The organism is Sutcliffiella tianshenii (genome assembly GCF_016908565.1).
Taxonomy (GTDB): Bacteria; Bacillota; Bacilli; order Bacillales; family Bacillaceae_I; genus Sutcliffiella_A; species Sutcliffiella_A tianshenii.
On the sequence record NZ_JAFBED010000004.1, the window covers coordinates 85,849 to 112,279 of the forward strand.

Annotated in this window: 30 protein-coding genes; 6 read left to right on the top strand and 24 right to left on the bottom strand. The window is 41.7% G+C overall.

Going from position 1 to position 26,431, the window contains the following annotated elements:
* Window positions 1-157: 157 nt before the first annotated feature.
* Complete coding sequence (locus JOC95_RS09975; protein ID WP_204415730.1) at window positions 158-1,426, bottom strand: ATP-binding protein; 1,269 nt, start codon at window positions 1,424-1,426, stop codon at window positions 158-160.
* Window positions 1,427-1,734: 308 nt separating this feature from the next.
* Between JOC95_RS09975 and JOC95_RS09980 the strand changes: the two genes are divergently transcribed.
* Entirely contained in the window at window positions 1,735-1,890 is a 156-nt protein-coding gene (locus JOC95_RS09980; RefSeq protein WP_204415733.1) for a hypothetical protein, read from the top strand.
* 66 nt (window positions 1,891-1,956) lie between these two features.
* Here JOC95_RS09980 and JOC95_RS21685 read toward each other — a convergent pair whose 3' ends face one another.
* From JOC95_RS21685 to JOC95_RS10020, 8 genes are all read right to left on the bottom strand, one after another.
* Window positions 1,957-2,040, bottom strand: coding sequence for a YjcZ family sporulation protein (locus JOC95_RS21685; protein ID WP_078379727.1), 84 nt, complete (start codon window positions 2,038-2,040; stop codon window positions 1,957-1,959).
* Between the two features lie 154 nt (window positions 2,041-2,194).
* The gene (locus JOC95_RS09990; RefSeq protein ID WP_204415735.1) at window positions 2,195-2,467 is read right to left on the bottom strand and encodes a hypothetical protein; all 273 of its coding nucleotides are present in this window, start codon (window positions 2,465-2,467) and stop codon (window positions 2,195-2,197) included.
* Between the two features lie 75 nt (window positions 2,468-2,542).
* Window positions 2,543-3,601, bottom strand: a complete 1,059-nt coding sequence (locus JOC95_RS09995; protein ID WP_204415737.1) for a TolB family protein — start codon at window positions 3,599-3,601, stop codon at window positions 2,543-2,545.
* A gap of 112 nt (window positions 3,602-3,713) precedes the next feature.
* Window positions 3,714-4,784: an undecaprenyldiphospho-muramoylpentapeptide beta-N-acetylglucosaminyltransferase gene (locus JOC95_RS10000; RefSeq protein WP_204415740.1), complete on the bottom strand. Its 1,071-nt coding sequence runs from the start codon at window positions 4,782-4,784 to the stop codon at window positions 3,714-3,716.
* Window positions 4,785-4,919: 135 nt separating this feature from the next.
* On the bottom strand, window positions 4,920-5,084 hold the full coding sequence (locus JOC95_RS10005) for a YvrJ family protein (RefSeq protein WP_204415742.1): 165 nt from the start codon (window positions 5,082-5,084) through the stop codon (window positions 4,920-4,922).
* Window positions 5,085-5,152: 68 nt separating this feature from the next.
* Window positions 5,153-5,368 (bottom strand): DUF2922 domain-containing protein, encoded by a 216-nt coding sequence (locus JOC95_RS10010; RefSeq protein WP_204415744.1) that lies wholly within the window; start codon window positions 5,366-5,368, stop codon window positions 5,153-5,155.
* Window positions 5,369-5,401: 33 nt separating this feature from the next.
* A complete protein-coding gene (locus JOC95_RS10015) occupies window positions 5,402-5,617 on the bottom strand; it encodes a DUF1659 domain-containing protein (RefSeq protein ID WP_204415746.1) in 216 nt (71 codons plus the stop codon).
* Between the two features lie 135 nt (window positions 5,618-5,752).
* Window positions 5,753-6,142: a Spx/MgsR family RNA polymerase-binding regulatory protein gene (locus JOC95_RS10020; protein ID WP_239582830.1), complete on the bottom strand. Its 390-nt coding sequence runs from the start codon at window positions 6,140-6,142 to the stop codon at window positions 5,753-5,755.
* Window positions 6,143-6,489: 347 nt separating this feature from the next.
* Here JOC95_RS10020 and JOC95_RS10025 point away from each other — a divergent pair, with 347 nt between their 5' ends.
* Entirely contained in the window at window positions 6,490-6,741 is a 252-nt protein-coding gene (locus JOC95_RS10025; RefSeq protein ID WP_204415750.1) for a DUF2626 domain-containing protein, read from the top strand.
* A gap of 40 nt (window positions 6,742-6,781) precedes the next feature.
* On the opposite strand, the gene JOC95_RS10030 is transcribed toward JOC95_RS10025, so the two are convergent.
* Window positions 6,782-7,909, bottom strand: coding sequence for a class I SAM-dependent methyltransferase (locus tag JOC95_RS10030; protein ID WP_204415752.1), 1,128 nt, complete (start codon window positions 7,907-7,909; stop codon window positions 6,782-6,784).
* Window positions 7,910-7,911: 2 nt separating this feature from the next.
* Entirely contained in the window at window positions 7,912-8,544 is a 633-nt protein-coding gene (locus JOC95_RS10035) for an MBL fold metallo-hydrolase (RefSeq protein ID WP_204415755.1), read from the bottom strand.
* An 84-nt stretch (window positions 8,545-8,628) separates the two neighbouring features.
* Here JOC95_RS10035 and JOC95_RS10040 point away from each other — a divergent pair, with 84 nt between their 5' ends.
* Entirely contained in the window at window positions 8,629-9,114 is a 486-nt protein-coding gene (locus JOC95_RS10040) for a hypothetical protein (RefSeq protein ID WP_204415757.1), read from the top strand.
* A gap of 101 nt (window positions 9,115-9,215) precedes the next feature.
* Window positions 9,216-9,389: a DUF2759 domain-containing protein gene (locus JOC95_RS10045; protein ID WP_204415759.1), complete on the top strand. Its 174-nt coding sequence runs from the start codon at window positions 9,216-9,218 to the stop codon at window positions 9,387-9,389.
* Between the two features lie 395 nt (window positions 9,390-9,784).
* Here JOC95_RS10045 and JOC95_RS10050 read toward each other — a convergent pair whose 3' ends face one another.
* The 7 genes from JOC95_RS10050 to JOC95_RS10080 all read right to left on the bottom strand — a co-directional run bounded on the left by JOC95_RS10050 (window position 9,785) and on the right by JOC95_RS10080 (window position 18,843).
* Window positions 9,785-10,102: an MTH1187 family thiamine-binding protein gene (locus tag JOC95_RS10050; protein ID WP_204415761.1), complete on the bottom strand. Its 318-nt coding sequence runs from the start codon at window positions 10,100-10,102 to the stop codon at window positions 9,785-9,787.
* A gap of 18 nt (window positions 10,103-10,120) precedes the next feature.
* Window positions 10,121-11,254 (bottom strand): YqgU-like beta propeller domain-containing protein, encoded by a 1,134-nt coding sequence (locus JOC95_RS10055; RefSeq protein WP_204415763.1) that lies wholly within the window; start codon window positions 11,252-11,254, stop codon window positions 10,121-10,123.
* Window positions 11,255-11,405: 151 nt separating this feature from the next.
* On the bottom strand, window positions 11,406-12,653 hold the full coding sequence (locus JOC95_RS10060) for a M14 family metallopeptidase (RefSeq protein WP_338083085.1): 1,248 nt from the start codon (window positions 12,651-12,653) through the stop codon (window positions 11,406-11,408).
* Window positions 12,654-12,813: 160 nt separating this feature from the next.
* Window positions 12,814-14,709, bottom strand: coding sequence for an LTA synthase family protein (locus tag JOC95_RS10065; protein ID WP_204415765.1), 1,896 nt, complete (start codon window positions 14,707-14,709; stop codon window positions 12,814-12,816).
* Window positions 14,710-15,081: 372 nt separating this feature from the next.
* A complete protein-coding gene (locus tag JOC95_RS10070) occupies window positions 15,082-16,041 on the bottom strand; it encodes an ROK family glucokinase (RefSeq protein WP_204415774.1) in 960 nt (319 codons plus the stop codon).
* 16 nt (window positions 16,042-16,057) lie between these two features.
* Entirely contained in the window at window positions 16,058-16,249 is a 192-nt protein-coding gene (locus JOC95_RS10075) for a YqgQ family protein (protein ID WP_204415776.1), read from the bottom strand.
* Between the two features lie 1,157 nt (window positions 16,250-17,406).
* Window positions 17,407-18,843 (bottom strand): spore germination protein, encoded by a 1,437-nt coding sequence (locus JOC95_RS10080; RefSeq protein WP_204416413.1) that lies wholly within the window; start codon window positions 18,841-18,843, stop codon window positions 17,407-17,409.
* 183 nt (window positions 18,844-19,026) lie between these two features.
* On the opposite strand from JOC95_RS10080, the gene JOC95_RS10085 reads away from it, so the two are divergent.
* Window positions 19,027-19,905, top strand: coding sequence for a hypothetical protein (locus tag JOC95_RS10085; RefSeq protein WP_204415778.1), 879 nt, complete (start codon window positions 19,027-19,029; stop codon window positions 19,903-19,905).
* Here the strand turns inward: JOC95_RS10085 and JOC95_RS10090 are convergent.
* From JOC95_RS10090 to JOC95_RS10115, 6 genes are all read right to left on the bottom strand, one after another.
* Window positions 19,880-21,397 (bottom strand): rhomboid family protein, encoded by a 1,518-nt coding sequence (locus tag JOC95_RS10090; protein ID WP_239582832.1) that lies wholly within the window; start codon window positions 21,395-21,397, stop codon window positions 19,880-19,882. The genes JOC95_RS10085 and JOC95_RS10090 overlap by 26 nt on opposite strands.
* Window positions 21,398-21,540: 143 nt before the next feature.
* Complete coding sequence (locus JOC95_RS10095; RefSeq protein WP_239582833.1) at window positions 21,541-23,256, bottom strand: methyl-accepting chemotaxis protein; 1,716 nt, start codon at window positions 23,254-23,256, stop codon at window positions 21,541-21,543.
* Window positions 23,257-23,439: 183 nt separating this feature from the next.
* Window positions 23,440-23,619: a hypothetical protein gene (locus JOC95_RS10100; RefSeq protein ID WP_204415780.1), complete on the bottom strand. Its 180-nt coding sequence runs from the start codon at window positions 23,617-23,619 to the stop codon at window positions 23,440-23,442.
* Window positions 23,620-23,686: 67 nt separating this feature from the next.
* Entirely contained in the window at window positions 23,687-24,631 is a 945-nt protein-coding gene (locus tag JOC95_RS10105; RefSeq protein WP_204415782.1) for an L-lactate dehydrogenase, read from the bottom strand.
* Between the two features lie 102 nt (window positions 24,632-24,733).
* Window positions 24,734-25,528: a DUF92 domain-containing protein gene (locus tag JOC95_RS10110; RefSeq protein ID WP_239582834.1), complete on the bottom strand. Its 795-nt coding sequence runs from the start codon at window positions 25,526-25,528 to the stop codon at window positions 24,734-24,736.
* Window positions 25,506-26,078, bottom strand: a complete 573-nt coding sequence (locus tag JOC95_RS10115; RefSeq protein WP_204415784.1) for a 5-formyltetrahydrofolate cyclo-ligase — start codon at window positions 26,076-26,078, stop codon at window positions 25,506-25,508. Before JOC95_RS10115 ends, JOC95_RS10110 begins: the two co-directional genes overlap by 23 nt.
* A gap of 202 nt (window positions 26,079-26,280) precedes the next feature.
* On the opposite strand from JOC95_RS10115, the gene rpmG reads away from it, so the two are divergent.
* Complete coding sequence (gene rpmG / locus JOC95_RS10120; protein ID WP_010194590.1) at window positions 26,281-26,430, top strand: 50S ribosomal protein L33; 150 nt, start codon at window positions 26,281-26,283, stop codon at window positions 26,428-26,430.
* The last annotated feature ends 1 nt before the right edge of the window (window position 26,431 follow it).

Below are 26,431 nucleotides of genomic sequence, written 5' to 3' on the forward strand. Positions count from 1 at the left end.
TTTTCCTGAATTTCTTATCTTCATAAAAAAAAGGACAGAAAATTTTCTGTCCCAAAGGTCTTGCGTGTACGAAAGGAGAAGGAAGTTGTACACCATACATTCTATGTTAGTTCTCATAAACTGCTTGGTCATCTATCTTCTATCAAACGCACATTTTTTATGATTTCGGTAGAGATAGAGTCACAATAGTTCCTTCGCCTTCCTTGCTTTCAATAGCAAGGTGACCATCATGCTCCTGGATGATTTTATAAGTTATCGTTAAACCTAGGCCCATCCCTTTTTCCTTGGATGTAAAAAATGCGTGTCCGAGCAGCTTCTGGTTTGCCTCACTTATACCAATCCCATTATCACGGATTTTAACCGTTACATAACCTTCCGTAGTTTCATGGGAAGAAATATCGATTATGCCGCCGCTCGGCATTGCCTCCATTGCATTTTTGATGAGGTTGAGGAATACCTGCTTCAACCCGTTTATATCGCCCTTTACGAGGGTTGATTCATCAAGATCATTCAATTTGATATGTATATTGTTTTTCAGTGATTCATTGCTCACAAGATCAATGACATACTGTACCGCTTCGATAATCGGGAAAACCACCAATTTCTTAGTGTGCGGCTTGGAGAGTATCAGCATTTCACTGACAATATCATTGATTCGATCAATCTCGGACAATACCAGATTGACATGGTCCTTGTTTGTTTTTCCTGATTTCTGGATAAGCTGGATGAACCCCTTAATCGCAGTCAACGGATTTTTTATTTCATGGGCAATACCAGCGGACAGTTCCCCTACTACCGACAGTTTTTCCTTAGTAACAAGCAATTGTTCGGCCTTTTTCAAAGATGAAATATCCCTTCCGATGGTAACAAGTGCCCTTCTGTTCCCGTCAGGGTAAAACAGTGGGACTTTGATGACATCAAAAGTCTTCCATTCTCCACACGGAATCACAAAGGATTCCTCGTCCCGGGTGAGTTTACCCTCTTTCCATGTTTGCTCGTCTGTATCGGTGCAATAGGCAAACGCTTCTTTGAAATGAGGAGAGTATTCGCCAAGTTCCAGGTCCGTTTTCCCTTTATAATCGACATCTTGCAGTTCATATAAGGAAAGCCCATATTGATTGGCCAGCAGCCACCTGCCTTCTCCATCTTTGAAGCAGACAAAGTCCGGCATATTATTGATGAGCGTCAAAAGCTCATGTTCTTTCTGTTCGAGTTGCTTCAATGCCTCATGCTTTTTAATGATCAGATATATAAGTACAGCTGTTATGAGGATGAATACCCAGCCTTTTAAAAGGTTGACATATTCTGCAATTACCAGATTATTGTTTTGCCTCAGGCTGTACAGCCAATAATCAGTCAGTGTAACCCAAAGGATTCCAAAACCCAGATAGATTAATGGCAAAAGCCGTAGCCATTTATTTTTCATACTATACTCCTATTAACATAGATAGTCTTTTTTGTCGGTGTCACTTCTTTTATTCAAGGAAGTGGTTTGACTTGTGTTTCTTTTATTATAAAGGTTTCCTGAAAAAATAAACACAAAGTCCTTGTTGGGAAAGTGATGTCCAAAAACCGTTTTTAATTCACCTTTTTCATTATACACTTTCCCAAGTTCTATTTTCCATCATCTTTTGGTTCCACTAATGAGGTAAAAAGGCCTGTCAGGTTTATGTGCTTTTTTTCAGGGTATATATACCATATACATGAAACAGTGAAGAAAGGATGAGGATGAGCATGTACGAAGACAAAGATGTCAGAGTGGAAAAAAGAGAAACAAAAGAGGATAGAGGCTTAGTTGCATCCACATTTATCAAATATACTGCGTACTTGGTAATTTTCTTCGGTATTATCTGGTTTATCATTTCTTATCTATTGCCTATGATTCAATAGCTTTATGGATAGTAAAGATAAAGACAGGAAAGGTCCATGAGACCTTTCCTGTTTTTTTGCAGAATTTTAGTAGAAAGATTTACCTACAATCACTAGTAAGATAAACAATACTAAAATCAATACAAAGTTGTTACCATAACTTCCACTCATCTATCCACACTCCTTCCCGCAAGTGATACTACATAGTATGAAAGGCTATTCCCATGTGTATAGACAAGTGTTCATATTAACCAACATTTTCACGTCAAAATATAAAAAGACACAGGAATCCCCAAAACACAGATCCTTTGTGCCCTCACATAAACTAGTATGCCTGAAAAAGCATCGGAGCCATAACGGCAAGGATTGTAGCTGTGACCCCGATTAAAAATAGTAAAACATAGGTAATGAACCTGGCACCTTTCTGATAGAGAATGACACAGATAAGATAGAGGATGGCCGATATCGAAATAAATCCTAGCGCCTCCATCCTGGTGTCCCAGCCATGCTTTTTCAACTCGAGTTGCAGGAAAGTCTGAAGTATGAGACCGCCAAAAATGAATAACCCAATCCAAAAAGCTAAATTAATACGCTTCATCCTACTCATTCCTTTATTTTTCTCTATTTCTACTTTATCACATCAGGAAGGCTTAATTGAAGCAATACCCTCAGGTCAAAGTGCCGTTCCTGAGAATTGTGGCATCTGCAGGGTGATGGATTTTATCCTTTCTCCATTAAGATCCAAGGCCCATAGCTTGAAGTTGGCTTGGCCTTTTGTCCAGCTTTGGTCTTGAATAAACAGTACCCGATTGGACTCTCGGAAAAATGTGGGTTCAGTTATGAATGTCCGGAAGCTTGTGACAGGTTCCACTTGATTCCCATTTACGTCCATCGTATAAAGCTCATAGATGGTTTGCGATTTTTTACGCGGATTTGCACTGCCGGCAGAAAATGCGATAAGAGATCCATCAGGTGAAATCCTCCCGCTGTATATATGTTCAGAGGTGACGGTACTACTCGGCTTTACCATATTTGCTGCCTTCTTTTCTTTATCGTATACAAAGAAACTGGAGGCCGTTTTTCCTTCTTCCCCTTCATCCACCTGGACATAACCTATTCTTTTTCCATCATCAGTAATGGACAAGCTTCGTTTCTTTAGGCTTTCCGTTTTCGTCAATCGTTCTTTGTTCCCCCCCGTTACCGATATGGAATATAAATCCACGTTAACCGGGCCCTCCTTTGGACCGACACCTTCACTATTGTATTCTTTCGCCCCCAGATAATAGATCAATTGGTCATCTTCGGAAAAAATGGCATCAATGATAAGCTCTTGATTTTCCGATATCCTTGTGAGATCACTACCATCCTTATTCATGATATACAGCGACTGATTCAAGCTTTCAGCTGTTTTCTCTTGCGATAAGAATAAAAGCTTCTCTCCGCTTTTTGAATATCTTGGATGAACATGACTCTCATTCTGCCTTGGGTATGTCAGCTGCACAACCTCGGTCCCATCAAGATTGGCTTGATAAAGTGCCCCATCACCACTTTGGTAGAAAGGAAAAACTATTTTTTCATCATCGGGAGAAAGCGCAACTGTATCCCCAAAGCCATGATCGATGGGAATCCAGGACCTTGTGAAGCGTTCCGAGAAAAAATACAATAGCACCGATACGATAATGACAAATGCAATGAGGGATATTGTAAATAGCTTTAATGTTTGCTTTTTCAATAGAATCGCCATCTTTCATTTTAATCTCTGCGTAGTTTACCCCAAACCGATAAAATCCTTACAAAAAAACAATCCATAGCAGAGGTCGCTGCAAAGGATTGTTCCGTGTCTGTTATTTAGCTATCTTGATTATTTCAGATAGGATGATTTCAAGTGTGTTTGGTGCACTGTCCTTCTCCATGTTACCTACAAGGACTTCTTTTTCCTTCTGCAATTCCTGTATTTTGGCGCTAAGTGATGTTTCATTCAGTTCCTCTTCCAACAATACTTTGGCAAACCCCTTTTTCTCAAAGGAATTTGCATTGAGTATCTGATCTCCCCTGCTCGCTGCCCGGGAAAGTGGAATGAGGAGCATCGGCTTGCGCAGTGCGAGAAATTCAAAGATGGAATTTGCTCCCGCCCTTGAAATAATATACTGTGAGGCTGCCAAGATATCAGGCAGTTCATCGGAAATATATTCGAATTGCTTATAGCCTTTTTTATTTTGGAAGCTTTGATCTACATTCCCTTTCCCGCAAATATGGACAATTTGAAAGCTGGCCGTTAAGGTCGGAAGGATTTTCCTCACAGTTTCATTAATTTTCTTCGCTCCCAAGCTTCCACCCATTATCGTAAGGATCGGCTTTGGCTCATGGAATCCCAGCCACGCTCTCCCTTCCGCCTCTCTGCCCTTGAATAGCTCTTCCCGTATCGGAGAACCAGTGAAAAGCACACGATCGGAAGGGAAATGCTTCAAGGTTTCATCGAATGTAACGAAAACCTTGGTGGCAAATTTGGTTGCAATTTTATTTGCTAAGCCTGGTGTGATATCCGATTCATGAATGATGACCGGTATCTTCAGCATTTTCGCTGCAACCACCACCGGAACCGTCACAAATCCACCTTTGGAAAATACAACTCTTGGTTTTTCCTTTCTGAGAATGAAATATGCCTCCATGGCACCTTTCATTATTTTCAATGGATCAGAAAAGTTCTTCCAGTCGAAGTATCTTCTAAGCTTTCCGCTTGAGATGCCATGAAAGGGGATATTTTCTTTTGTAATGATATCCTCCTCAATGCCTTTTCTAGATCCGATATATGTGATGTCCCAGCCTTTAGCCTTCAGCTTATTCATAATGGCAATGTTCGGTGTAACGTGCCCGGCAGATCCCCCACCAGTAAAAACAATTTTATTTTTTTTCATACCTTCATCATCCTTTTTACATTCCTCTATAGTCTCTACCCTATATTATTATCGAAATGCAGCAGAAAGGCAAAAATATTTTCAAATAAGAAAAAGGCCAGAAAGCGATTCCCACCGCCTTCTTGGCCTATCAGCTTATTTCGTACTCCGTTTCGGTTGCGTGTGGAAAGTCATTTGATATGGTAACTGTTGCAAGGTTTTTGATACCTGCTCAAGCCTTTGCTCGATTCGATGCAGCAAATAAAACGTCACAACGATAGGAAACCCTACCTCACTGATCCACGTCCACCATTGTTCCATTGAGCATCCTCCTTTCTGTAAACTGTAAAAGAAAGGGCCTACAAATGTAGACCCTCCCCGTGGATTGACTAAGCTATTTCGATTTCTGTCACGTTGCGCTCGATGACTTTCGCTCCAACAGCTGAAACAAGGTTCCCGCCACTTGAAGTGAAAACGTCAGCCGCGATGATGGAAGCCATCGCAATTGCCAACTCTTCACCCGTCACATCCGCACGGGGATCATCGACCGAGATTTTTACGGATTTTTCTTCCTCATTCAAGAAATACAATTCCAAAGTGAACATTCCCGTTCCTCCTTTCCTTTAGTGTGATAGTGGTTAACCTAAATGTTGAAGATCGTTACGTTTGACATACGAAACCGGTGTGTTCTGTAAGCCCGAAATGGCAAACCCAGCTGCCAAAAGTCCGTCTGCAGTAGCAGCCACCTTGATGTTGTTGTAATTCTTCGTACGGAACTGCATCTTGCCATTCTCATCGTCCCCAAGCTCATATACAAGACGCAATTGGGAATTTTCAATTGTTACTTCCGCCATGTTCTCACCCCCTTTCACCTCTTATATAAAGGTAAATGGGGATAAAGTAGCGTCCAGTGAAAAAAAGCATAATAAAAAGACTTATTCACCCTTTAGGAATAAGTCTTATGCAGATATTAGGCTTTAGCCATACTATTAGGATACTGATTGCTTTAATTCGTGCTTCGCCTTTTTCTTCGCGATCTTCTGCAGCCCTGATTCATTGTAGCCCACAATCAATTTATGTCCGTTCGTGATAATCGGCCTTCTAAGTAGTTTGGGCTCTTCAATCATGAGTTTGATTAATTCAGAAAGGGACAGTTCATTTACATCTACTCCAAGATCCTTGAACGTCTGGCTTCTGGTTGCAAGTATTTCATCGATTCCTTCTGTCGTTAAGGAAAGGATTTTCATCATATCTTCATAGGATGGCGTTTCTCTGAATATGTGCTTTTCGCGAAAATTGACATTATTGCTGGTAAGCCACTTTTTTGTCTTACGACATGATGTACAACTTGGATAGCTGTAAAATATGATTTCATTCATCACGACTACCTCCTGATTAATTTTATTCGTACAGTGGTTTTCTTTGTTAAATTCATTGTACATTATTTGTATAACTTTTGTACAGTGTTTTGTTTAATTTATTTTTCGTCATTACTTTTACAAGGTTTATCCCCTGTCCAGAAAGGCAATAGAAGTATGTGAACTAATCAATATTTGTATAGTTGATTGATTGAAGTGTTGTATAATATATAGATAAGTAGCGAAAAATGTATTTATTATGTAATCGTCACAAACTAGAAACAAACGCTTATTTACAAGTAAAGTATTGGTACATTATAATAAGTAAGTGACAAGCATATGGATAAGTGCGTAAGGAGGGGATACATATGGATCGTATGTACCGTGTAATGGGTTTCTGGACAGGGATATTTGCTGTTATGTTCTACCTTGGACACATGACTCAAACGTCTTTACTATTCTTTGGACAAACGGTATTCTTCATTTTATTAAGTTACTTAAAGCTATCTGAACGTATGTACATTTATATCTTTGGTGCATATTTAACAATTTTCTTCGTAGGCTTTACGTATTGGACAACATTTATGATGGTACCCGGTGCTGAAACTGGCGGACATTAAGCCATAGGCCCTTTGCCATCACAAAAAGCGATGACTCATGTCATCGCTTTTTTTCTTTGTCATCGACAATACCTGCCCATGAACCACTGTCATTTTTTTCGTGGATCAGGACATGAAAGGAATGACTCCAGCCTGAATCCATAATTAAACTTCTTATCGCCCTATTTCTTTTGCTCCGCTGGGAAAAAGGGTTGGGATCATAATTATCCTGCAAGTATTCCAGGATCCCCGCTGATACGAGGAATTCCCCTTGGTGCTTTGTACATACTGCAGTCATGTCCCCTTCTGTTAAAGCGTGATTCAATGCATCCAGGTGGATGTGTGCCGTCAGATCCATCTCACTCGGGTGGAGAAGCGGGTTTCTGATCATCTTATGGTCATAATAGCCTCTTAAGCTGCCTTCACAGTGTTCAGGACGCATCAGCTCATTGAAGGTATAGCCATAATCCACCGTGATAATGGACCCTTTTGCGAGAAAGAAGGACAGTTTCTTTGCATACTCCATCATTGCCAACGGAATCTCGATACGCTGCCCCTCCTTCAGTTCCAGTTTGAAGCTTTTCAGATAAGTCAGGATTGATTGCGAAGAGGGACTGTCTATCGTTTCCCTCAACTCACCATCATCACCCAATGTGACAAATACCTCAACCAGCTTCCCTTCCCGTTTTTCCACCACATGGACAGGAAAGGCATCAAACAGCTCATTTGAAAAAATGATTCCTTCCATCTGCTTTTCAGGCAGCTCATCCAGTGATGAATAGAAAGAAATATTGTACTCCCCTGCTAAAGTCTCTTTTTGTTTTTGTTGATGATAAGGACTGGTCTCTACCATGTTATAAGCTACTGTACGATAGAACTCCTCATCCAGGAGCTTCATTTCCTCCAACAGCTGCTTGGCAAACCTTCCAGTCCCCCCACCGATTTCACAAATGACGGGAGCAAGGGCATTTTGTTTAAAATAAGCGAGGAATACCCCGGCAAATACCCTACCGTATATATCCGAAACATTGCTTGATGTCAGAAAATCCCCTTTTGCACCGACCTTGTCCTTCTTTTTCATGTAATAGCCGAACTCCTGATTGTATAGGACTTCATTCATATAGGTGGCATAGCTTATTTTACAGCCTGGTACATTTTTTATTTTTTTTATTAGGAAATCCGGAACCATGATCAAAAGCCGTTCAGGAAAGGATTACTATCCATTTCTCGTTCGATGGTGGTAGTCATACCGTGCCCTGATAGGACTGTCGTCTCCTCAGGCAATACAAGAAGCTTATCATGAATACTTTTGATCAGCCTATTGTGATCACCGCCTGGCAGATCTGTACGGCCGATGCTGCCTGCAAAAAGCGCATCCCCCGCAAAAACAACTTTGCTCTCCTCATGGTAAAAACTCACACTTCCCGGAGAATGGCCTGGAGTAAATAAAACCTCAAGGGTAAAATCGGATATGATGAGATTGCCTTCCTCTTGTATCAATATATCGGCAGGTTTTGCGGTGATTGCACCTAATTGAAAGAATTGCGAGCCGTTGAGGCTTGGATCCATGAGCCAGTTTTTCTCTTTTTTATGCAAATAGACAGGAACCTTCCAATGATCACGTACCGAATCCACTGCCCCGATATGATCAAAGTGTGCATGTGTCAATAATACGGCTAATGGTGTCCAGCCCTTTTCTTCTATGTATTGAATCAATGCTTCCCCCTCACTGCCAGGGTCGATAACCAAGCACTCTCTTTTTGAATTGATCAGTAAGTACGCATTGGTCTGTAATGGGCCAAGCGGAAGCTGCATCCATTTCATTTTTTATTCACACCTTTCTTGAAGTATCTACCCAACTATTTTACACTATAGAAAGAACCTTGAGAATCGAAAGGATACGTGCCTATGAAGTCGATGTTTGGATTGGAAATACAATGCACCGATGATACACCACAATACTTTCAGAATCTTTTGTTGCAAATTAAACACACAGCGAGCATCTTTGATGTGGACGATAATCTATTGATCACCGATTCCGCAATGGAAGCCAAGCTTGTCAAGAACCTGTTGGCTGATCGATGCCTGCTAGAAGAAACCTACATACTGTCATTCTTGGAAAACCCTGCCCCGTCCACACTTTTCACCGACTATGGGTTTGTCTCGGAAAAGGAAAACCATTATCTGTATCAGGCGATGACAGCTGCTTTTCATATCAATAGCGGGAAAGTGGACGATATCAACATGGCCCTCATACAAATGGATGAATCAATCATCGCCGTGGAGGAACAATATAAAAAGCTGTACTTCATTGATAAAGAAAGCAGGGAATACATCCTCAAGGTTGCAAAATCATATGACATAGAAGTGTCATTTTTGGACCTCGACAAATAGTGGGAAAAGATTTAAAATATAAAAAGAGTGTAATGTCTTATTACATACTTTTTTATCGCCATTTCTTATGAATATGAAATGATTCCGAAAGGAGCGTTAACATGCCATTAGTCATTATCTTTGGTCTAGTAACGATATTGTGTTTATTTGCTATCGTTCGTTCTTTACGTGAGAAGAACTTCCTAGCACTGCTATTCGCTTTAGGTACAGTTGTTGTATTCGGAGCGTTTACGGTAGCTACCCTGATCACTTCCGGTTACCCAGTAGCCCACTAATTGAATGGTAAAAAAAGAGTACTTCGCAAATTATGCGGAGTACTCTTTTTTTGGCAAACCTTTTATACTCCCTCCGAATATACTGATACTATATGTAGAAATGATGGGACAATGTATAAATCCGGAGTATCTTATACAAAATTAGAGCATGGACTAATTCATTTTGTAAGAGAGGGGTGTGAAAAAAGATTGTCGGTCAAAACAGTTTGTGGGATTTGTAATGGGTCCGGAAAGAAAAAACTCGGGATCCTGCCTATCATGAAAAAATGCTCACGGTGTAACGGGTGTGGAAAGCTAAAACGCCCAGTCTCATTATAATGGATATTCTCAGACGACATGATATTATTTCCCTGTTCCTGAACATAAAAAAGCCTGGCATATTGCCAGGCTTTTGTTTAGCGTTGTGCCCTTTTTGCTGCGACGGCAGCCAGTTTATCCTGCATGTGAACCTTTTTATCACGCCGGTCATCAATACGAATATTGGTTGCCACACGTTGCAACCCCTTTTGAAAAGGCGATTCATGTATTGCCTGGATTACGTTAAATAGATCAGGCAAATCTCCTTCTATGATCGTGCTCATAGGAGTCAGCTGATAGTTGATTTTTCCTTCTTCTTTATAGCTCTCCAAAATATCCTGGATTTCCGCTACATAATCACTTACACTTGGGCCGTCTGTTCCAATTGGAATGACGGTTACGTCCACTATTGCCAAAATGACTCACCCTCCTCATTACGAATATTCAACTAAGTCTATCATTTCTTTTTCCGGAATGAAAATCAGTTGCTCCAGTTGAAATCCATAAAGGCAAAATTGGCCGTTTGGAGAAAATTTGATTGGTTTGTTTTCCAGATTTTCTAGCAGGATTTCCTTTTCCCCCTTATCAAGTCCAAAGGAAATGAATTGGAACGAAGCCGATAGGCCTTCCACTGCCCCACTACTAGTAGGAATAAATGTGAAAAATTCGTTGGTGGTGCTGACAAATTCATAAAACGGAGTCACATAATTGGAGTACATGGATACAAGGGGTGCCTTGAATTGATGCACATTACTAAAGTTGAGAATATCAAGAAAACTGTATTCTGCCACCATTTCATCTTCCATATCCCTGGTCATGGTCATCACGAAGTCAGAAAAAGCAGTGTACATGATCACATTATCCATAAGCATTTCCGAATTACCTGTCCTTACATCATACGAAAGCAAAGGAGCAGATAACGATGGTTCATCTTGATCCCAATTAATATAGCCGACTTTGCTCTCACCAAGCCATTGAACAAATGGATTGGTGAAATTTTCGCTAGTCATTTCTTTGGAAAAGATATCAAGCACGTACCCTTCAAATGTCCAATCTTCATGAAAGGAGGATACGGCGATATGTTTGTTTGTGTAAGGATTCCAAGAATAGACTAAATCTTGAGATTCAGGAAACTCCCAATTGCCGACAAGATTTCCAGAGGCATCCACAACACTTAAATGTCCTTCTGTATAGGAAGGTGCCGTCTGGATGGCAAACAAGTCATAGGTGCTGTTGGCTTCCACAGTCAGAATTGGTGAATCAGAGGTAAAAAACAGGGTACTTTCTCCTGATAGGACGTTGAAGGCATGCACTTCATTCTTTCCTGATGCCTCCATAATATATAATACAGTTTCATCATTAAGCCATTCCACGACAGCACCGAATGAATCGAATGGAGCTTCAATTTGTTGGATGTCCTCAATGGAATAGGAAACCGGTTTTTCTTTATCGCTTACTTCTTCTTCGGATATTGGTGAGGGATCCACAACTTCTTTTGGATTCTCAGACGGCTGGCATCCAATAAGAAGACTAAACATTAAACTTAAGAAAATCATTCTTTTTTTCATTCCAGCCCCCCTATATTTTCCTTTTCTTCTATTACGATTATGAGGCACTAATAGTTTCAAAACAAGTGTAAAAAGGGATGAAAAATAAATAAATTTTTAAAAAAGAAAAAAGCGGATCCTCCATATAGGGACACGCTGTCGAAAAAAGGCACTATATATAGAGAGATGCGAGACAAATACCGTACACCTTCTGATAGATATTTCCAAATTGGGAGAGCGGCAATGGGTTGATCCCTTTTCCAAGCTCTAGTGTAAATCCTGGTTTCTTAAACTCCTGGATAAACCAATCCTTAAAACCGGCATGACTGTCCACATAACGCACACTCTTATAGGTGCTGACCCGTTCAAACTCCACAGCCATCCTTTCCGCTTCATCCGGTTCGAATCCTTCATAGCCCCAGTAAAACTCTTCCCCTTGTGTATGAAACGCTACAACCATATCGAAGTTTTCCCGTTTCGCAAGCTCCGCCATTGCAATCACTTCGGGTTCCGTCAACGGATTATCGCCTGGGTAGTCCCGCGGTGCAGGGGCTTTTGGCTCTTTGCGCTCCTTTTCAATCTCCCACTTCGCCGGAAATTGATTATTCAAATCCACTCCACGTATATTGGCCTTCCAACCTGTAAAATCCGGATGGTCACGATTGATCACCTCAACCTCCTTATTGTAAAAGTCATCCTTTGTTGGCCCGGAAAGGACCAGGTCCACTCCATCAGGGTTTACCATCGGTACGATGGATAAGGTAACCTGTTCGAATAAAGGATAAACCGGCACCCCCCTCATAGGCATATTATTTGTCAGCGCCAGCAGATAGTCATTTAAAAAGGTCATGATCACCGAGCTTGTAATCCATTCGTTTGCATGAAAGCTACCATTCCAATGGATTTTCTTTTTTCCTTTCCCAATCTTGAGGTGGTGGATTTGCTTACCCATGACAGATTGTCCGATTGTGGAACACTCCAGAAAAGGATAAACAACTTTCAAGCAATCCAAATCCTCTTTAAAAACACTGGAATCATATTTACGTGAAGGGTCTACGATACGGCTCGTCAATCTACGTGGGATGTCAATTGTATCACCTGTGTATAACATGGTTAAATCCTTTTTATGATTCACTAAATATAGGGCGTCCAATCCGATATGAAGACTGCGAGCAATACTAAAAGCAGTATCTCCCTTTTTAACTTCATACGCTTCCCTTACAAACCCTGCAATCCCAACTTCTGAGTCCTGTGTAAGGTTTTTTTCATCCAACTCATTATTTGCCTGTTTTAATAGTTCCATCCTTACACCGAAGAGCCGGCTGTAATACCAGATTGAATCCCCTGTCCTTGGCTTCACCTTCAAGGGATTCATTCCGTGCTTTATTGTACAATTGTTATTTGCATCTTTTTTAATCACTGTCCGTCACCATCCGGTCCTTGTCGAAATAGCCACTAGGTTTTTCTATTACTGTATGTGGGCCAGACTGGAGGTAGAACAGTTCTTGCGAAATGATGACCATGTTGAAATAGAAAAAACCCCGACAAAGCAAATGCGCTTCATCGGGGTCTGATTTACGTTATTCTTTGATTTTTGTTTGATCCATTTGGATGGAAGTGCCATCATAGAATCTCAATAGGTCTCCATAGATGATCTGATCGGAGTATTGAAGTTCTTTTTTGGCTTTTTCCATGTAAGGTTCACATGCTTCCTGCTCGACTTCTTCCTCAGACTCTTTATCATAGCAAGCATTTTTTGTGTAGATAACTTCATCAGTAACGAAGCTTCCGTCACGGAATACTACAAAATCGCTGCGATCTTCAGAGAACAAGTCTTCACCAAACTGGATATCATTCTTCGTTTCCATTCCAAGTAAATGTTTGATGGTAGGCTTAAGGTCGACTTGACCGCTTACCGTATCAAATTCCTTTGGATTCTTATCTGTTACGCCTGGAATGTGTACAATCATCGGTACACGCTGTAACTGAGCGTTTTCAAAAGGACGGATTTCCTTGCCTAGATACTGCTCCATTGCATCATTATGATTTTCTGAAATACCATAATGGTCTCCGTACATGATGATAACAGAGTTTTCATACAGTCCAGCGGCTTTCAGTTCATCAAAAAGGTGCTTGATGGACTGATCCAAGTAATTGGCTGTAGGGAAATATCTGTTTAAAGTACGACTGTTCGAATCGAACTCATCAACTTGTCGATCTTCTTCATCCAATACGAATGGGAAGTGATTTGTTAGTGTGATCATTTTTGCATAGAATGGTTTATCCATTTCTTTCATATAAGGAACGGATTGTTCAAAGAATTCCTTATCTTTGAGTCCCCATCCTACTGAGTTTTCCTCGGTTACATCATAGCTATCCACATCATAGAACGTTTCATAGCCTAATGCGTCATACATGACGTCACGGTTCCAGAAGCTTTTGTTGTTCGCATGGAAGACTACTGGATTATAACCTTTTTCCTTTAAAACATTCGGTGTTGCAGTATGGAAGTCATTTGTACCATGTGTAAAGAACACTGCACCACGACCAACAGGATATAATGAATTATCTAAAATGAACTCTGAATCAGATGTTTTACCTTGCCCTGTCTGATGGAAAAAATTGCTGAAATAATAACTTTGATCTTTAATTTCATTTAAGAATGGCGTTACAGGCTTCCCATTGATCTCTTGATCGATGACGAAGCTCTGCAAGGATTCCATTTTTACGACAATGACGTTTTTACCTTCCGCAATCCCGTAGAAGTCGTCATTGGGAGCTTTGTACTTAGCATTGATATAGTTCTGGATCTCAGCCAATTCACTTCCATCGGCCAATGCACGCTGTGCGCGTGTCTTTGATTGAAGTACTGCATCATACACGTGATAGTTGTAAGTTCCAAGGTTTTTCACAAGGATTTCGCGGTCGAATGTACGCGTCAATAGCTGCGGTCTTTCTGTTTCCGCCAATCCTAGATTGAATAGGAAGATACCTACTATGGATAGGAAATACATTTTTCTTACCTTTGGACGCCATGTTGCAAAGCTTACGAATGCTGGAGTCCATTTGGCAAGTACGATAAGGATCACTACATCAAGGAACATCAATAAGTCCGCTGCATACATTAACCCTGTGATACTTCCACCAAGATCACTCATGTTACCTGATTGGAACAATAATGGAATCGTGATGAAATCGTTGAAGAATCGGTAGTATACCGCATTTGCATAAAGTACAAATGAAATGATAAAGCTTGTAATGATTAAATATCGCTTGGCACCCTTTTCGCCAAAGAAGAGCGCGATGCCGGCTATCAGCAATATAAAGCTCAATGGATTGATAAATAGGATAAATTCTTGTTTAACGGATTCAATGGTAATGTTAAATGCTGTTTTATATACGATATAGGTTTTTATCCAAAGCAGGACAACTGCGATCAGGATAAAAGGGACTTTAGATTTAAAAGCTTGCTTCATCTTTTTACCTCCTTATAACGAAAGACAGGGAAGCTCTTTTATTTATCTTCTTCATTATCTTTAGAAATTATATCTGTTGTTTTTGTTTTAATAAAAAATGACTACGACATATCTTAAAACTTTTTTAACAAAAAATCAATGGATAATTAATACTCTGAAAAAACGGGATTGATAGAATAGTAGTATCTAGGCTATTCAACTCACTATATACATAGACGTTGAACAAGCATAAAAGTTTCATCTTTTTCAAAGTTTATATATTTAGAATTTTCAAATAAAAAAGAAGACTTACAAAAGAAGCCTTCTTTTCACCGCTATTCCGCTTCTTTCTTAGGTGTTTACCCTTTTTACGAAAGACATAAACGGAATTTATTATATTTTTGTTTTTGCCAGATAAGCAGCTCCGATCACTCCTGCATCATTACCCAAAGTTGCAGTCGCAATTTGAACGCCGACTTTTGTTCTTGGGAAAAGGAATTGATCGAAGTGCTCGCGCAAAGGTCTTAATAATGATTCCCCAGCACGGGACACTCCGCCGCCGATGACTATTTTTTCAGGATTCAGTGCATTTGCCAGGTTGGCTAGTACAAGTCCTAATTGTGCGGTCACCGAGTGGACAACCATTGAAGCAACTTCTTCTCCCTCATTCGCAAGTTCAAATACCACTTTTGCCGTTAGACCTTCTTCTTTTGCCACTTTGGCAAGCCTGCTATCAGGATGTTCCTCCACTAGCCCGCTAGCTGTACGGACAATTCCTGTTGCAGATGCGATTGTCTCAAGACAACCGGTTTTACCACAGTTACATTGAGCCCCGCCTTGGGGAATGACTGTGATGTGACCGATTTCCCCGCCGGCTCCGTTAATCCCGTGGACGACATCCCCATGGGTGATGATGCCTCCGCCGACGCCTGTACCAAGAGTGACACAGATCAAGTCCTTCGAGCCTTCTCCGGCACCCTTCCACATTTCTCCTATCGCTGCCAGGTTGGCATCATTATCCACAACGACAGGCAAACCTGTTTCCACTTCCAATAGGTCCTTCAGGGGATAGTTCTCCCAACCGAGGTTTACTGCTTCATAGATAAGGCCTGTTGCCATATTTACCGGACCAGGTGCACCCATGCCGATCGCTTGAAGCTTTGATTTTGGCTCTTGAAGCTCATCCAGTTTCATATCGATCGCTTTTGCGATATCGGTTGTAATGTTCTTACCTTTTTCACTTATGTCTGTGACGATCTCCCACTTGTGGACGATTTCACCATACTGGCTGATGAATGCCATTTTAATTGTTGTACCACCTAAATCAACGCCAACTAACCATTTGCTCTCCATATTTTCCACCTTTTCTTTATCTTTGTTTGGATATTTCCTGTTTTATTAACATCATAGCAGCCCCGAAGCTTTGTGCATCCAGGACACCTGAGCGATAGAGCTCTCTTATCTCGTCTTCCATCATTTCCAGGTCCCCGATTTTATCGCCAGTATAAATATATGTACCATATCTTTTTAAAAGCTGTCTTATTTCTAGAATCGATTTCATATTTCCACCTTTATCCCTGCAAAAGAGCGCTTTCTTCTATATTAGTATAAAGGATTCGCCTCGTTCGTCAAGTTCTACCGCGGGAAAGAGGACATGCCAATGTTGGGACCAATGGCATTTTGAAAAGGCTAGATACCACATTGTATTCTTACGTGTTCTCATTCTACCCTTTTGAAATTTACGTTCTGAAATGTTTGCATCACGGATTTTCCATCTTGCAATAATTTGGGTGGGATGTGAAGGCAGCGTTTTGGTGCACTTTTTATGGAGAAGCTATACAACGGGGGGCTTTTGTTTTTTTAATCGCCTCGTTGTGCTTGTGCGGTTAGATTTAATCCGGCCTTGGCCTTTGAGACCGCTATTTTACTTTTTCACACATATCGTGGTCTCTTCCTTGACCTTTGAGACCGCCATTCTTCTTTTACTCACTTATCGTGGTCTCATCTTTGCCTTTTGAGACCACCATTCTTCTGTTTCGCCAAAATCGTGGTCTCATCCTTGCCTTTTGAGACCGCTATTTTACTTTTTCACACATATCGTGGTCTCATCCTTGCCTTTTGAGACCGCCATTCTTCTTTTTCACACATATCGTGGTCTCATCCTTGGCCTTTGAGATCGCCATTCTTCTTTTACTCACATATCGTGGTCTCATCCTTGGCCTTTGAGACCGCCATTCTTCTTTTTCGCCAAAATCGTGGTCTCATCCTTGCCTTTTGAGACCACCATTCTTCTGTTTCGCCAAAATCGTGGTCTCATCCTTGCCTTTTGAGACCGCCATTCTTCTGTTTCGCCAAAATCATGGTCTCACCCTTGCCTTTTTAGACCACCATTCTTCTTTTACTCACATATCGTGGTCTCATCCTTGGCCTTTGAGACCGCCATTCTTCTTTTTCGCCATATCGTGGTCTCATCCTTGTCTTTTGAGACCGCCATTCTTCTTTTTCACACATATCGTGGTCTCATCCTTGGCCTTGAGACCGCCATTCTTCTTTTTCGCCCATATCGTGGTCTCATTCCACCGCTAAGAGACAATAACGCCAAAAGTTTTGGATCTTTGTGCACTTAATACTCACCATCAAGATTTTGCCCCTCATACCTCCACTTAACTAATCTATACTCTTCCCAAACCAAACAAAAAAGCCGGGGTGTCGGCTTTTTTATCTGTCAGGATCCTCCGGGTGCAAGATGGTGGGTCTTCTATTTTTCAATGGCATCGGTGCCCTGATCAAGACATCCCTCATTCCACGGTAGTTGAAAGGAATGAATGGCCACAAATATGGCACATTGAAGGATTGCATCCGTAAAAGCAGCAGGATGAATACAAGAAGTCCGATAATGAAACCAGGGATACCGAATAGTGCAGTCAGTATGATGAGGACAATCCGGACGAGCCGGTTTGCCAGGCTGAGTTCATAGCTTGGCGTGGAAAAGGTTCCGATTGCAGCTATGGCCAGATAGAGGATGATCTCGGGTACGAACAATCCGACTTTTACCGCCACATCACCAATCAATATTGCTGCCACCAGCCCTAGTGCCGTTCCGAGCGAGGTCGGTGTATGGATGGCAGCCATCCTCAGCATATCCATCCCAAGCTCGATGATGAGTATCTGAGCAATCAACGGTACAGTTCCCATTTCTGATGGTCCGATATAGGACAACTGAGCTGGCAGGAGCTCCGGATTCAAGGCAAATAGATACCATAAAGGCAAGATGAAAAGTGATGCCCACACGGCAAGGAATCTGACAAGCCTAAGATATGCACCGACCAAGGGTTTGTTGCGGTATTCCTCTGCATGCTGGAGATGATGCCAGAAGGTACAAGGTGTGATGATGACACTTGGTGAACCGTCCACGATCACAAGTACATGACCTTCATACAGATGTGCAGCTGCGGTATCTGGCCTTTCTGTATAGCGGACTGTTGGAAATGGATTCCAATGCCTCCCCCCTACGAATTCCTCAAGTGTTTTTTCCGCCATCGGCAGACCGTCCGTATCAATCTTCTTTAACGCATGCTTTATTCGTTCGACGATATGGGGGTCCGCTATCTCCTCCAGATAGCAAAGACTGATATCCGTCTTTGACCGGCGTCCCACTTGCAGATATTCCATACGCAAAGAGCTGTCTCTTACTCTGCGGCGGATGAGTGCACAATTGAAAATGATGGTCTCGACAAATCCGTCCCTTGAGCCCCGGACGACCCTTTCCATATCCGGTTCTTCCGGACCCCTGACAGGATAGGTCCTGGAGTCGATCATGATCACTTCAGGTACACCTTCCACTACGAGTGCCGTCGGTCCTGAAAGCACCTGGTCGACCACCTGCTCCAGGTCGTCTGTTTTGCCCAATTCTACATAAGGGATATACTTTTGAAGTAATTTATCAAGCGGATGCTCTTCCAGTTCTTCGGGCTCCAAGTCGGAAAGGAATTTCATCAGGAAGAGCATGATGTCATCTTTTCCGAATCCATCTACGAGAAACAGGCCGATTTTTCTGCCTGCATAGTGAAGATCAAGAAAAATCAAATCAAAGCTTTTATCTACAGCCAATCTATTTTTCAGATATGCGATATCTTCGTCAAAATTCCCTGACATCTTTTTAGTGTGCTTGGTCCAAGTCAACGTCTGTTCCTCCTCGCTGCAGCTATCTCTTACATTTTTTACTTTTTCGAAAAAAAAATACCAAATTATAAAAACTAATTGGCAACAGCTCAATCTGTTCATAAAAAAACAGACAAGCTCATAAATTGGTAGAAAGTCTATTTTTGGAGGAGCAAGATGAGAAAATTTCATATGATTGGAATTGGTCTTATATTCGGATTGTCAGCTACCGTCTTCTTGCTTTTCTTTTTTGAACAAAGGGTCATCGAAAGCATCATCTTCTTTCCCATCGATCCAAACATAATGATAAAAGAAGCTGATACAAGCTTGGAGCTTCTTAATGAAAAGGATGACGATGAATATGTCATCAACTGGGAGGTTTCTTCAAATACAGGGGACCCAGTCTACCTGAGACAGGATATTTCCCTTCTATTTGCTGACGGAAGATTGAAGGCTGTTTTATCCGATTGGAAGGATAACAGCAGCGAGTTGACACAATATGCGACCTATTCAGGGGAAGACAGCAGTCATTATGTTGCACTTTCCTTTCACCATGGGGAAATCCATCATAAGGATGAATCGATCACAAGTACCCATAAAATGAGCAAAGATCAGTTATATGTAATTGATTCTTCTTTCAGTTCGCTGCAATCATTCAAGAATGCCAAAACAAAGGAACAAATCGAGTGGAAAGATGTCCTGGACAAAGTGACTGAACAGCAGCTGGAATACGCATGGGAAAAGGCGATTGATTTCTTTGAAATCCCTGTACAGAATTATGACTTGTACTCTCTGGAGGAGATTATAGATCTTCAGGAAAAAGGAATGCCGGGAATGGATATAACCCGCTCAAAGGAGATTGTCGGGAGACTTTGGGAGGGTTTGTATAAGGAATATTTTCTGGGAATAAAAACAGCGGCAGGGACTACCATCCCGCCGATAGATAGTTCCCTGCCACTGATTTTAATTTCCAAAGACTATTCTCACCTGCTAGTATTATTCGAAACGAGAGAAGGGGAATCCGTCAAGCTCATTCAGAATCTAAGGATTGAATGATTTCTGAACGGAGATTTTCATAATTTGCGCCATCCGGTTCAATTTCTATGGCACGCTCGATAGAAACAAGTGCTTTTTCCGTTTTCTTCAATTCCAGATAAACCAGTGCCAGATTATAGTGTGCTTCATGAAAATCCGGCTGCAATGCAGTAACATCAACAAGCCTAGATTCCGCATCATTTATCCTCCCTTTTTTTATATCGATAAAGGAAAGATAAAAGAGCACTTCTGGATATTCGTTCTTCTGCTCTTCAAGAGGGATTAGCATGTCATATGCTTGATCATACTCACCCTTTTGCAGGAGCGATTCCGCTTGAGAGATTTGGGTATACGGATTTTCGTTGTTGTATCCATAATCCAGCATATAAAAGGTAAGGGCACCCGCCAAGAGAAGGCCTAATATCCTTGGAAGAGGTTTTATATGCTTAGGCAGATGAACGATTGCCGCAGCGAGGAATCCACCGATCAGCCCACCGATATGCCCGGCATTATCAATGCCTGGAATCGCGAAACCGATTGTAAGATTTACCCCGATCAACACGAGGATATTCATTCCCATTGTGCGCAAAAAGACCTTCGGATAGGCAATACCCACAAAAAGCAGCGCCCCGAAGCATCCAAAAATCGCGCCTGATGCCCCTGCTGAAATAGATGGCGTAAAAACAAAACTTGCAAGGGAACCTGCGAATCCTGCAAAAAGATAGACAAATAAGAAACGGATGTTTCCATAGATCCTCTCAACTGCAGTACCCAGATAAAAAAGGGCAAGTGTATTCAGCATAAGATGGAGAACCCCTATATGGAGGAAAATGGGTGTAAAAAATCTCCACCATTCCCCCTCGAGTATAAGCGGGTTGAATTTAGCGCCATATTGGATGAGGGTCTCTGTATTCTGACTTCCCCCATTCATTTCAAGTATAAAGAAGGCAATCACTTGTACGGCAATAAATAGATAAGTGAATAATGGCTTTCCAAACTGAAATAGTTCCTTTTCTTTCTTGATTGCCCGGGCGGATGCATCAAGGACGTTTTGTTTTAGATGATGGAGATCTTCCTCGTCTTCGTTTTCCACTTCCACCTTCACTTCTTTTCCAATCAGGTTTGATATTCTATTGCATGAATGCTCCAGATTCCCTTCATGGACTACCACACTGTTAACTGTAGCCTTGTTTTTTTCCAGAGGTTCCTGCAACCTGAATTCCCAGTCATCCACCGGAGGATAGGTGGAAACATATATATTGACTGCGGATAGCTTGCTTTTTCTTAGTTGTTTCCTGAAATTAGCAACCTGAAAAGCTGTTTTTTCCATATCCCGCTGCAGCCAGGTGCTCCAATCGAGATCATAGCGGTACATTCGTATAATCGGGGCTTGTTTATTTCCCAGCCCCTCCAGCCACACTTCCTTATGGTCGGGGGATATATGTATGATTCTATATTCATGCGTCACAATCAAGCTAGACAACATATGCCAAAACACAAAATCCTGCTTCAAAGGCCCACCTCCTCATTGATTACCATTTTATATGGTAGGAATAGAAAAGTAAAAATATTGACTCCTTATCCATAAAAAAGAAGATACCTATATGTATGAAGGCATCTTCCCTTTAGAAGCTTTATTTAAACTAACAGATCCATTTATTGCAGATGAAACCTCGAAGTTATAGCCGAGAGTGATTGAGATAATTCATTCAGATGTTTTCCTATGTGATGATTTCCTTCCATCTGACCTATTTGATTTTCACTTGCATTCAGCATTTCATCCGAGCTTGCGGAGGTTTCCTGGGAAACGGATAAGAGTCCATCTGCTGATTGTTCAAGCTCAGGTAGAATATATTCCAATTCTTTCAGTTTCCCCTGCATGACTTTCATATTTTCATTTACACCATCAATTTCCCTCATCAATTCATCAAAAGTGAGCTTTGATGAATTTGCCAGCTTCAAGTTCGATTTCGTTTTTGATAGCATCTCGTCAAACTCTGCGGTAGCACTGACTGTTACTTCTTCCATTTGGGTGATGGACTGTGTAATCTGCTCAGCAGCTTGAGATGACTGCTCGGCAAGCTTACGGATTTCCTTGGCGACTACATCAAAGCCTCTTCCTGCCTCCCCGGCTCTTGCAGCTTCAATGGTTGCATTCAAAGCCAAAAGCTTTGTCTGTTCAGACACACCCTGTATCAGCCCCACAAGATTGGAGATAGATGATGCATAATTTTTCACATGTCTGATGGTGATGTTCAACTTATCAAAATCCTTTTCGAAAGTGACAATCGTGCTGATCAAATCTTCCATCGTATGCTCCCCGCCCTTTGCGGATCTGTTCATCGTTTTGGAGCTTTGAAATGCTACATCCATGTTATCCATGGCCTCTTCGATTTTATGCTTCATATCCCTGAAACAGTTCACGCTGACCTCCGAACTGGTTGCAGTCTGTTCTGCGCCATGCTTTACCAGATGGATGGCAGAGACGAGCTGCTGACTGGATGCTAGGGCGTGTTCGGACGAGGATTGAAGCTTTCCACCCGTCTCCTCAAGCTCCACTGTCGTACTTTTAAGTTCATCCACCATGCTTCTCATCTGGTCGATCATTGCATTATAACTTTTATGCAACGAAAGAATCTCCGGCACAGTGGTGTTGATGTCTGCGGCCCGTTCAAGCTTACCTTCCCTTACCTGCTTCATCGTTTCCCTGAGCATGGAGAGGGGTCTCGTCAATGTCCTGACAAACAGGAAGATCAATAGAGTAAAGATAACCAGACTTATCACAGTGACAATCAAAGTAAAATAAGCCATTTCCTCCACTGGCCCAAGATACGTCTCTGTTGGGATCATGATTGCATAAATACCCCCAATTTCGTTCATGTTCCTATATGTAATCGTGTAATTCTCCCCAGCCAATTCATTATGTATAACGCCTTGCCCGCTTTTCTCCATTTCGGCAATGAGCGTATCGGGTAATGCCGGCACTTTATCCTTACTCACTTCAAAAGGGATGACTTGCTGGTCTTTTATATAGAAGTATTCAGAGGATATTCCGTCATTCTTCAGCTTTTTCTGCTGATCCCTGATACTGATCTGTAGCTGTTGCATGAAATAGGAATCTTCACTGACATATAGGAACTTGAGGTTTTCCGCAAGATGTCCCATCAGTTCACCTTCCCTGATAAATCTATTTTCCATCGTCTCCATGGTCATTTCTTTTGCCTTCAAGTAAGAGGTGATACCTACCGACAGAATGGAACCGACTAATAATGAAACAACAAGAATAAATAATCTTGTGCCCAAGTTAATTTTCTGAAAAACCAGCTGAAACCAAACTACAAACCTTTTATGTATTTTATCTGTTTTTTTCAAGGTGAACCCCCCGCGTATCCAAATTGCTAACAGGATAAATTATACAGGTGGAATATTAATCCAATGTAAAGTTAATGTAAGGTTTCAAAAGCTATAATCAACAAAAAGGACTACCCAGTAGACCACTCCAAATAAAGAGTAGTATGACAGGTAGTCCATCTCCCTAATATACTGTTTAAATTCTCACCCACGGAAAACCGTCTGCAGGAATCGATCCCGTACAAATGGGATGTCCATTCCAAAAGCCACCACAAACCTTCTGATCGGACTTACCCCAAGAATGGAGTTTAAAATACGATAGCGGTTCTGGTAGATTGCATAAGCACCTGCGATGATAAGAACCATTCTGATTAAATATCCCATTACCATCCCTCCTGCTATTAGGATGCTTCAAAAGAAAGAAAAACATGCCTATGTTTTCCTCTATATGTTAAAAGACTTTATCTTTGATGCCAGTAAGTACATCCACGGAATGACGGAACTGTGCTCTTTCTTTCTCATTCAGCTCGATTTCCACCACTTGGCGAATCCCGTTTCTGTTTACGATTGCCGGCACACCTATATAAATATCCTTGCTGTCATATTCCCCGTCCAAATAGGCGGAGACAGTCAGGATGGAGTTCTCGTTCCGTAGTATCGCTTTTGTCAGGCGGACAAGACCCATCGCAATTCCATAATAGGTGGCACCCTTCCTTTCAATGATCTGATAGGCGGCATCCCTGACATTCACGAACAGTTCCTCGAGGTCTTCCTCTTTATACGCTTCTTTTTCTTTCATCAACTCCGGAATCGGCTTGCCGCCAATATCCGCCTTGCTCCAAACGGGGAGCTCGGTATCCCCATGTTCCCCGATAATATAGGCATGAACATTCCTTGCATCGATCTTAAAATAGTCTCCCAAAAGAAAACGGAATCTGGCTGTATCCAAAATGGTCCCGGAACCGATGACCCTCTCTTTTGGCAAACCGGAAAACTTCCACGTTGCATAAGTAAGGATGTCTACAGGATTGGTTGCAACAAGGAATATTCCATCGAATCCATATTCCATTACACTATCGACGATCTCCTTGAATATCTTGGTATTCTTTTCGACCAAATCCAATCTCGTCTCACCAGGCTTCTGGTTCGCACCGGCACAAATCACCACTATATCCGCATCCCTGCAATCGTGATAATCGCCATACCAGATCTTTGTCGGAGCAGGAGCGAAGGCTATTCCATGGTTCAGGTCCATGGCATCCCCAACGGATTTTTCCTTGTTCAGATCAATCAGGACAAGCTCTTCCGTTACACCTTGGTTCAGCAATGCAAATGCATAGCTTGAACCGACAAACCCTGTACCAATCAAAACGACTCTACTTATTCCATTTCTCAAGACAATCTCCCCGTTTCTTTTCAAGGATTAACTATAACTATATTCTACACCGGAAGTTTGTGAAATGTTGATCAATATATTTCTATTCTGTGTCAAATTGATTTAAGCAGCGAGCAACACGCCAAATAAGGCTACCATAAGGATGGATCCGATATTCACTACGTCATTATTGACTGCTCTGAATCCTTTCACAAGTTCAGCAGGCTTTCCGCAGTGAAGAGGACTTTCCACGGTTCTTCCACACGAGGAGCATCTGTATGTTGCCTGTATAAAAGCTCCAAGAACCGTATCGACAAAACAGCCAAGTATCCCAAGCAGCGTTATTAGGAAAGCGGTCGTAAGTGATATCTCTGTCCAAAACAAAGAAGCCGAAGCAGCAATGAGACCAGCCCCTGCAACAGAAGCTATCGTCCCAAGAAGACTTATCGCACCCGAAGTACCCCTGCTCACTCTTTTAAGAGTAAGAATGGAAATTGGGTCCTTCTTGCTAAGCGTGCCGATTTCCGATGCCCAGGTATCTGCATTTGCAGCTGCTATAGCTGTAATAAAGCCGACCATCCAGACCTCCGAGGGTACGAGGAGGTACGCGAGACTAAACAGTGCGGGCACAATCCCGTTAGCAAACACTTGGAAGATATCCCGCTGTGAACCTTTTTCCAGGATTTCATCCACACTAGCCTTGCTTTTCTTTTTATACCTGCTCCAAAGACTGGATGTTATAAAAAAAATACCGATTAATAGTAGCCCATAGCCTTTGAAGCCCAAAGCAATCAGGATCCCGATGAAACACGTTCCGATTGCCCCTGATTTTGATAAGGCCATTCCTTTATATCCTAGCCCTGCAAGCAGGATGATCCCTGCGAGCAGCACCATGTTATTCTCCAGCAATACAGTCATATGTAGATTCATCCGTCATTATTGTGCTTACAGGAATATCATATGATTCATGCTCCAACTCATCCTTCACCTGTTCCTTGAAGGCCAATGAAACAGTCTTCCCAGTGTAATCCGTTAAAAAACGATCATAGTAGCCTCCTCCAAACCCGATCCGATAGCCCCTCTTATCAAAAACGAGTCCCGGTACGAGGATGAGATCGATGGCTGATTTTTCACAAGGTTTTGTGCGCGTGGGGTCTGGCTCCTTTAACCCAAAGTAGACAGTCTCTAACTCATCAAATCCCCTTAATAAAAAGAATTTCATGCTTTTATCCCTCGGATAGCATTTTGGAACAGCTACCAGCTTCTGTTCAAGCCAGGCCTGTTCGATAATTGGGATGGTATCCACTTCCGGCATCCTGGAAACTGTCACACCCACTATCCTTGCTCTTTCCCATTCAGCAGATGAAAAGAGTGCCTGATGGATTTGGCGCGATTTCTCGTCGTATTGTTCTTTGGAAAGTCCGGCCAACGTATTTTTCATTTCTTCCCGCTGTTTTCCTTTGTTCATTTAGGTTGATTCTCCTTACCGCAATCTTTTTACTCTATAAAGAATATACCAAGAAACACCGCTTTCTTCTAATTTAGAAGGGAAAATAAGCAGGATTTCCCCTCTTATTTCCCACTGCTGAAAAAAGACTGGCATTCCGAAAAAAATAGTGATATTATAGTAAGGTCTGAATTGAATGTTTTATATGTTTGGAGGGATAACGATGCGCGTAAACGTAACTTTAGCTTGTACTGAAACTGGTGATCGTAACTATATCACGACTAAAAATAAACGTAACAACCCAGATCGTCTTGAGCTTAAAAAATACAGCCCAAGATTGAAAAAAGTAACTGTACACCGTGAAACAAAATAAG

What these genes read in the sequence shown, in the direction of transcription:
- JOC95_RS10085 (WP_204415778.1), top strand. Translation starts at nt 19,027, where the DNA reads ATGAGAAAATTTCATATGATTGGAATTGGTCTTATATTCGGATTGTCA.
- JOC95_RS10020 (WP_239582830.1), bottom strand. Translation starts at nt 6,142, where the DNA reads ATGAATGAAATCATATTTTACAGCTATCCAAGTTGTACATCATGTCGT.
- JOC95_RS10100 (WP_204415780.1), bottom strand. Translation starts at nt 23,619, where the DNA reads ATGGGATATTTAATCAGAATGGTTCTTATCATCGCAGGTGCTTATGCA.
- JOC95_RS10030 (WP_204415752.1), bottom strand. Translation starts at nt 7,909, where the DNA reads ATGGTTCCGGATTTCCTAATAAAAAAAATAAAAAATGTACCAGGCTGT.
- JOC95_RS10080 (WP_204416413.1), bottom strand. Translation starts at nt 18,843, where the DNA reads ATGTCAGGGAATTTTGACGAAGATATCGCATATCTGAAAAATAGATTG.
- JOC95_RS10075 (WP_204415776.1), bottom strand. Translation starts at nt 16,249, where the DNA reads ATGAAATCGATTCTAGAAATAAGACAGCTTTTAAAAAGATATGGTACA.
- JOC95_RS21685 (WP_078379727.1), bottom strand. Translation starts at nt 2,040, where the DNA reads ATGAGTGGAAGTTATGGTAACAACTTTGTATTGATTTTAGTATTGTTT.
- JOC95_RS10040 (WP_204415757.1), top strand. Translation starts at nt 8,629, where the DNA reads ATGAAGTCGATGTTTGGATTGGAAATACAATGCACCGATGATACACCA.
- JOC95_RS10005 (WP_204415742.1), bottom strand. Translation starts at nt 5,084, where the DNA reads ATGGAACAATGGTGGACGTGGATCAGTGAGGTAGGGTTTCCTATCGTT.
- JOC95_RS10065 (WP_204415765.1), bottom strand. Translation starts at nt 14,709, where the DNA reads ATGAAGCAAGCTTTTAAATCTAAAGTCCCTTTTATCCTGATCGCAGTT.
- JOC95_RS10110 (WP_239582834.1), bottom strand. Translation starts at nt 25,528, where the DNA reads ATGACTGTATTGCTGGAGAATAACATGGTGCTGCTCGCAGGGATCATC.
- JOC95_RS09975 (WP_204415730.1), bottom strand. Translation starts at nt 1,426, where the DNA reads ATGAAAAATAAATGGCTACGGCTTTTGCCATTAATCTATCTGGGTTTT.
- JOC95_RS09980 (WP_204415733.1), top strand. Translation starts at nt 1,735, where the DNA reads ATGTACGAAGACAAAGATGTCAGAGTGGAAAAAAGAGAAACAAAAGAG.
- JOC95_RS10015 (WP_204415746.1), bottom strand. Translation starts at nt 5,617, where the DNA reads ATGGCGGAAGTAACAATTGAAAATTCCCAATTGCGTCTTGTATATGAG.
- JOC95_RS10035 (WP_204415755.1), bottom strand. Translation starts at nt 8,544, where the DNA reads ATGAAATGGATGCAGCTTCCGCTTGGCCCATTACAGACCAATGCGTAC.
- JOC95_RS10070 (WP_204415774.1), bottom strand. Translation starts at nt 16,041, where the DNA reads ATGGAGAGCAAATGGTTAGTTGGCGTTGATTTAGGTGGTACAACAATT.
- JOC95_RS10055 (WP_204415763.1), bottom strand. Translation starts at nt 11,254, where the DNA reads ATGAAAAAAAGAATGATTTTCTTAAGTTTAATGTTTAGTCTTCTTATT.
- JOC95_RS10045 (WP_204415759.1), top strand. Translation starts at nt 9,216, where the DNA reads ATGCCATTAGTCATTATCTTTGGTCTAGTAACGATATTGTGTTTATTT.
- rpmG (WP_010194590.1), top strand. Translation starts at nt 26,281, where the DNA reads ATGCGCGTAAACGTAACTTTAGCTTGTACTGAAACTGGTGATCGTAAC.
- JOC95_RS10025 (WP_204415750.1), top strand. Translation starts at nt 6,490, where the DNA reads ATGGATCGTATGTACCGTGTAATGGGTTTCTGGACAGGGATATTTGCT.
- JOC95_RS10115 (WP_204415784.1), bottom strand. Translation starts at nt 26,078, where the DNA reads ATGAACAAAGGAAAACAGCGGGAAGAAATGAAAAATACGTTGGCCGGA.
- JOC95_RS10000 (WP_204415740.1), bottom strand. Translation starts at nt 4,784, where the DNA reads ATGAAAAAAAATAAAATTGTTTTTACTGGTGGGGGATCTGCCGGGCAC.
- JOC95_RS09990 (WP_204415735.1), bottom strand. Translation starts at nt 2,467, where the DNA reads ATGAAGCGTATTAATTTAGCTTTTTGGATTGGGTTATTCATTTTTGGC.
- JOC95_RS10010 (WP_204415744.1), bottom strand. Translation starts at nt 5,368, where the DNA reads ATGTTCACTTTGGAATTGTATTTCTTGAATGAGGAAGAAAAATCCGTA.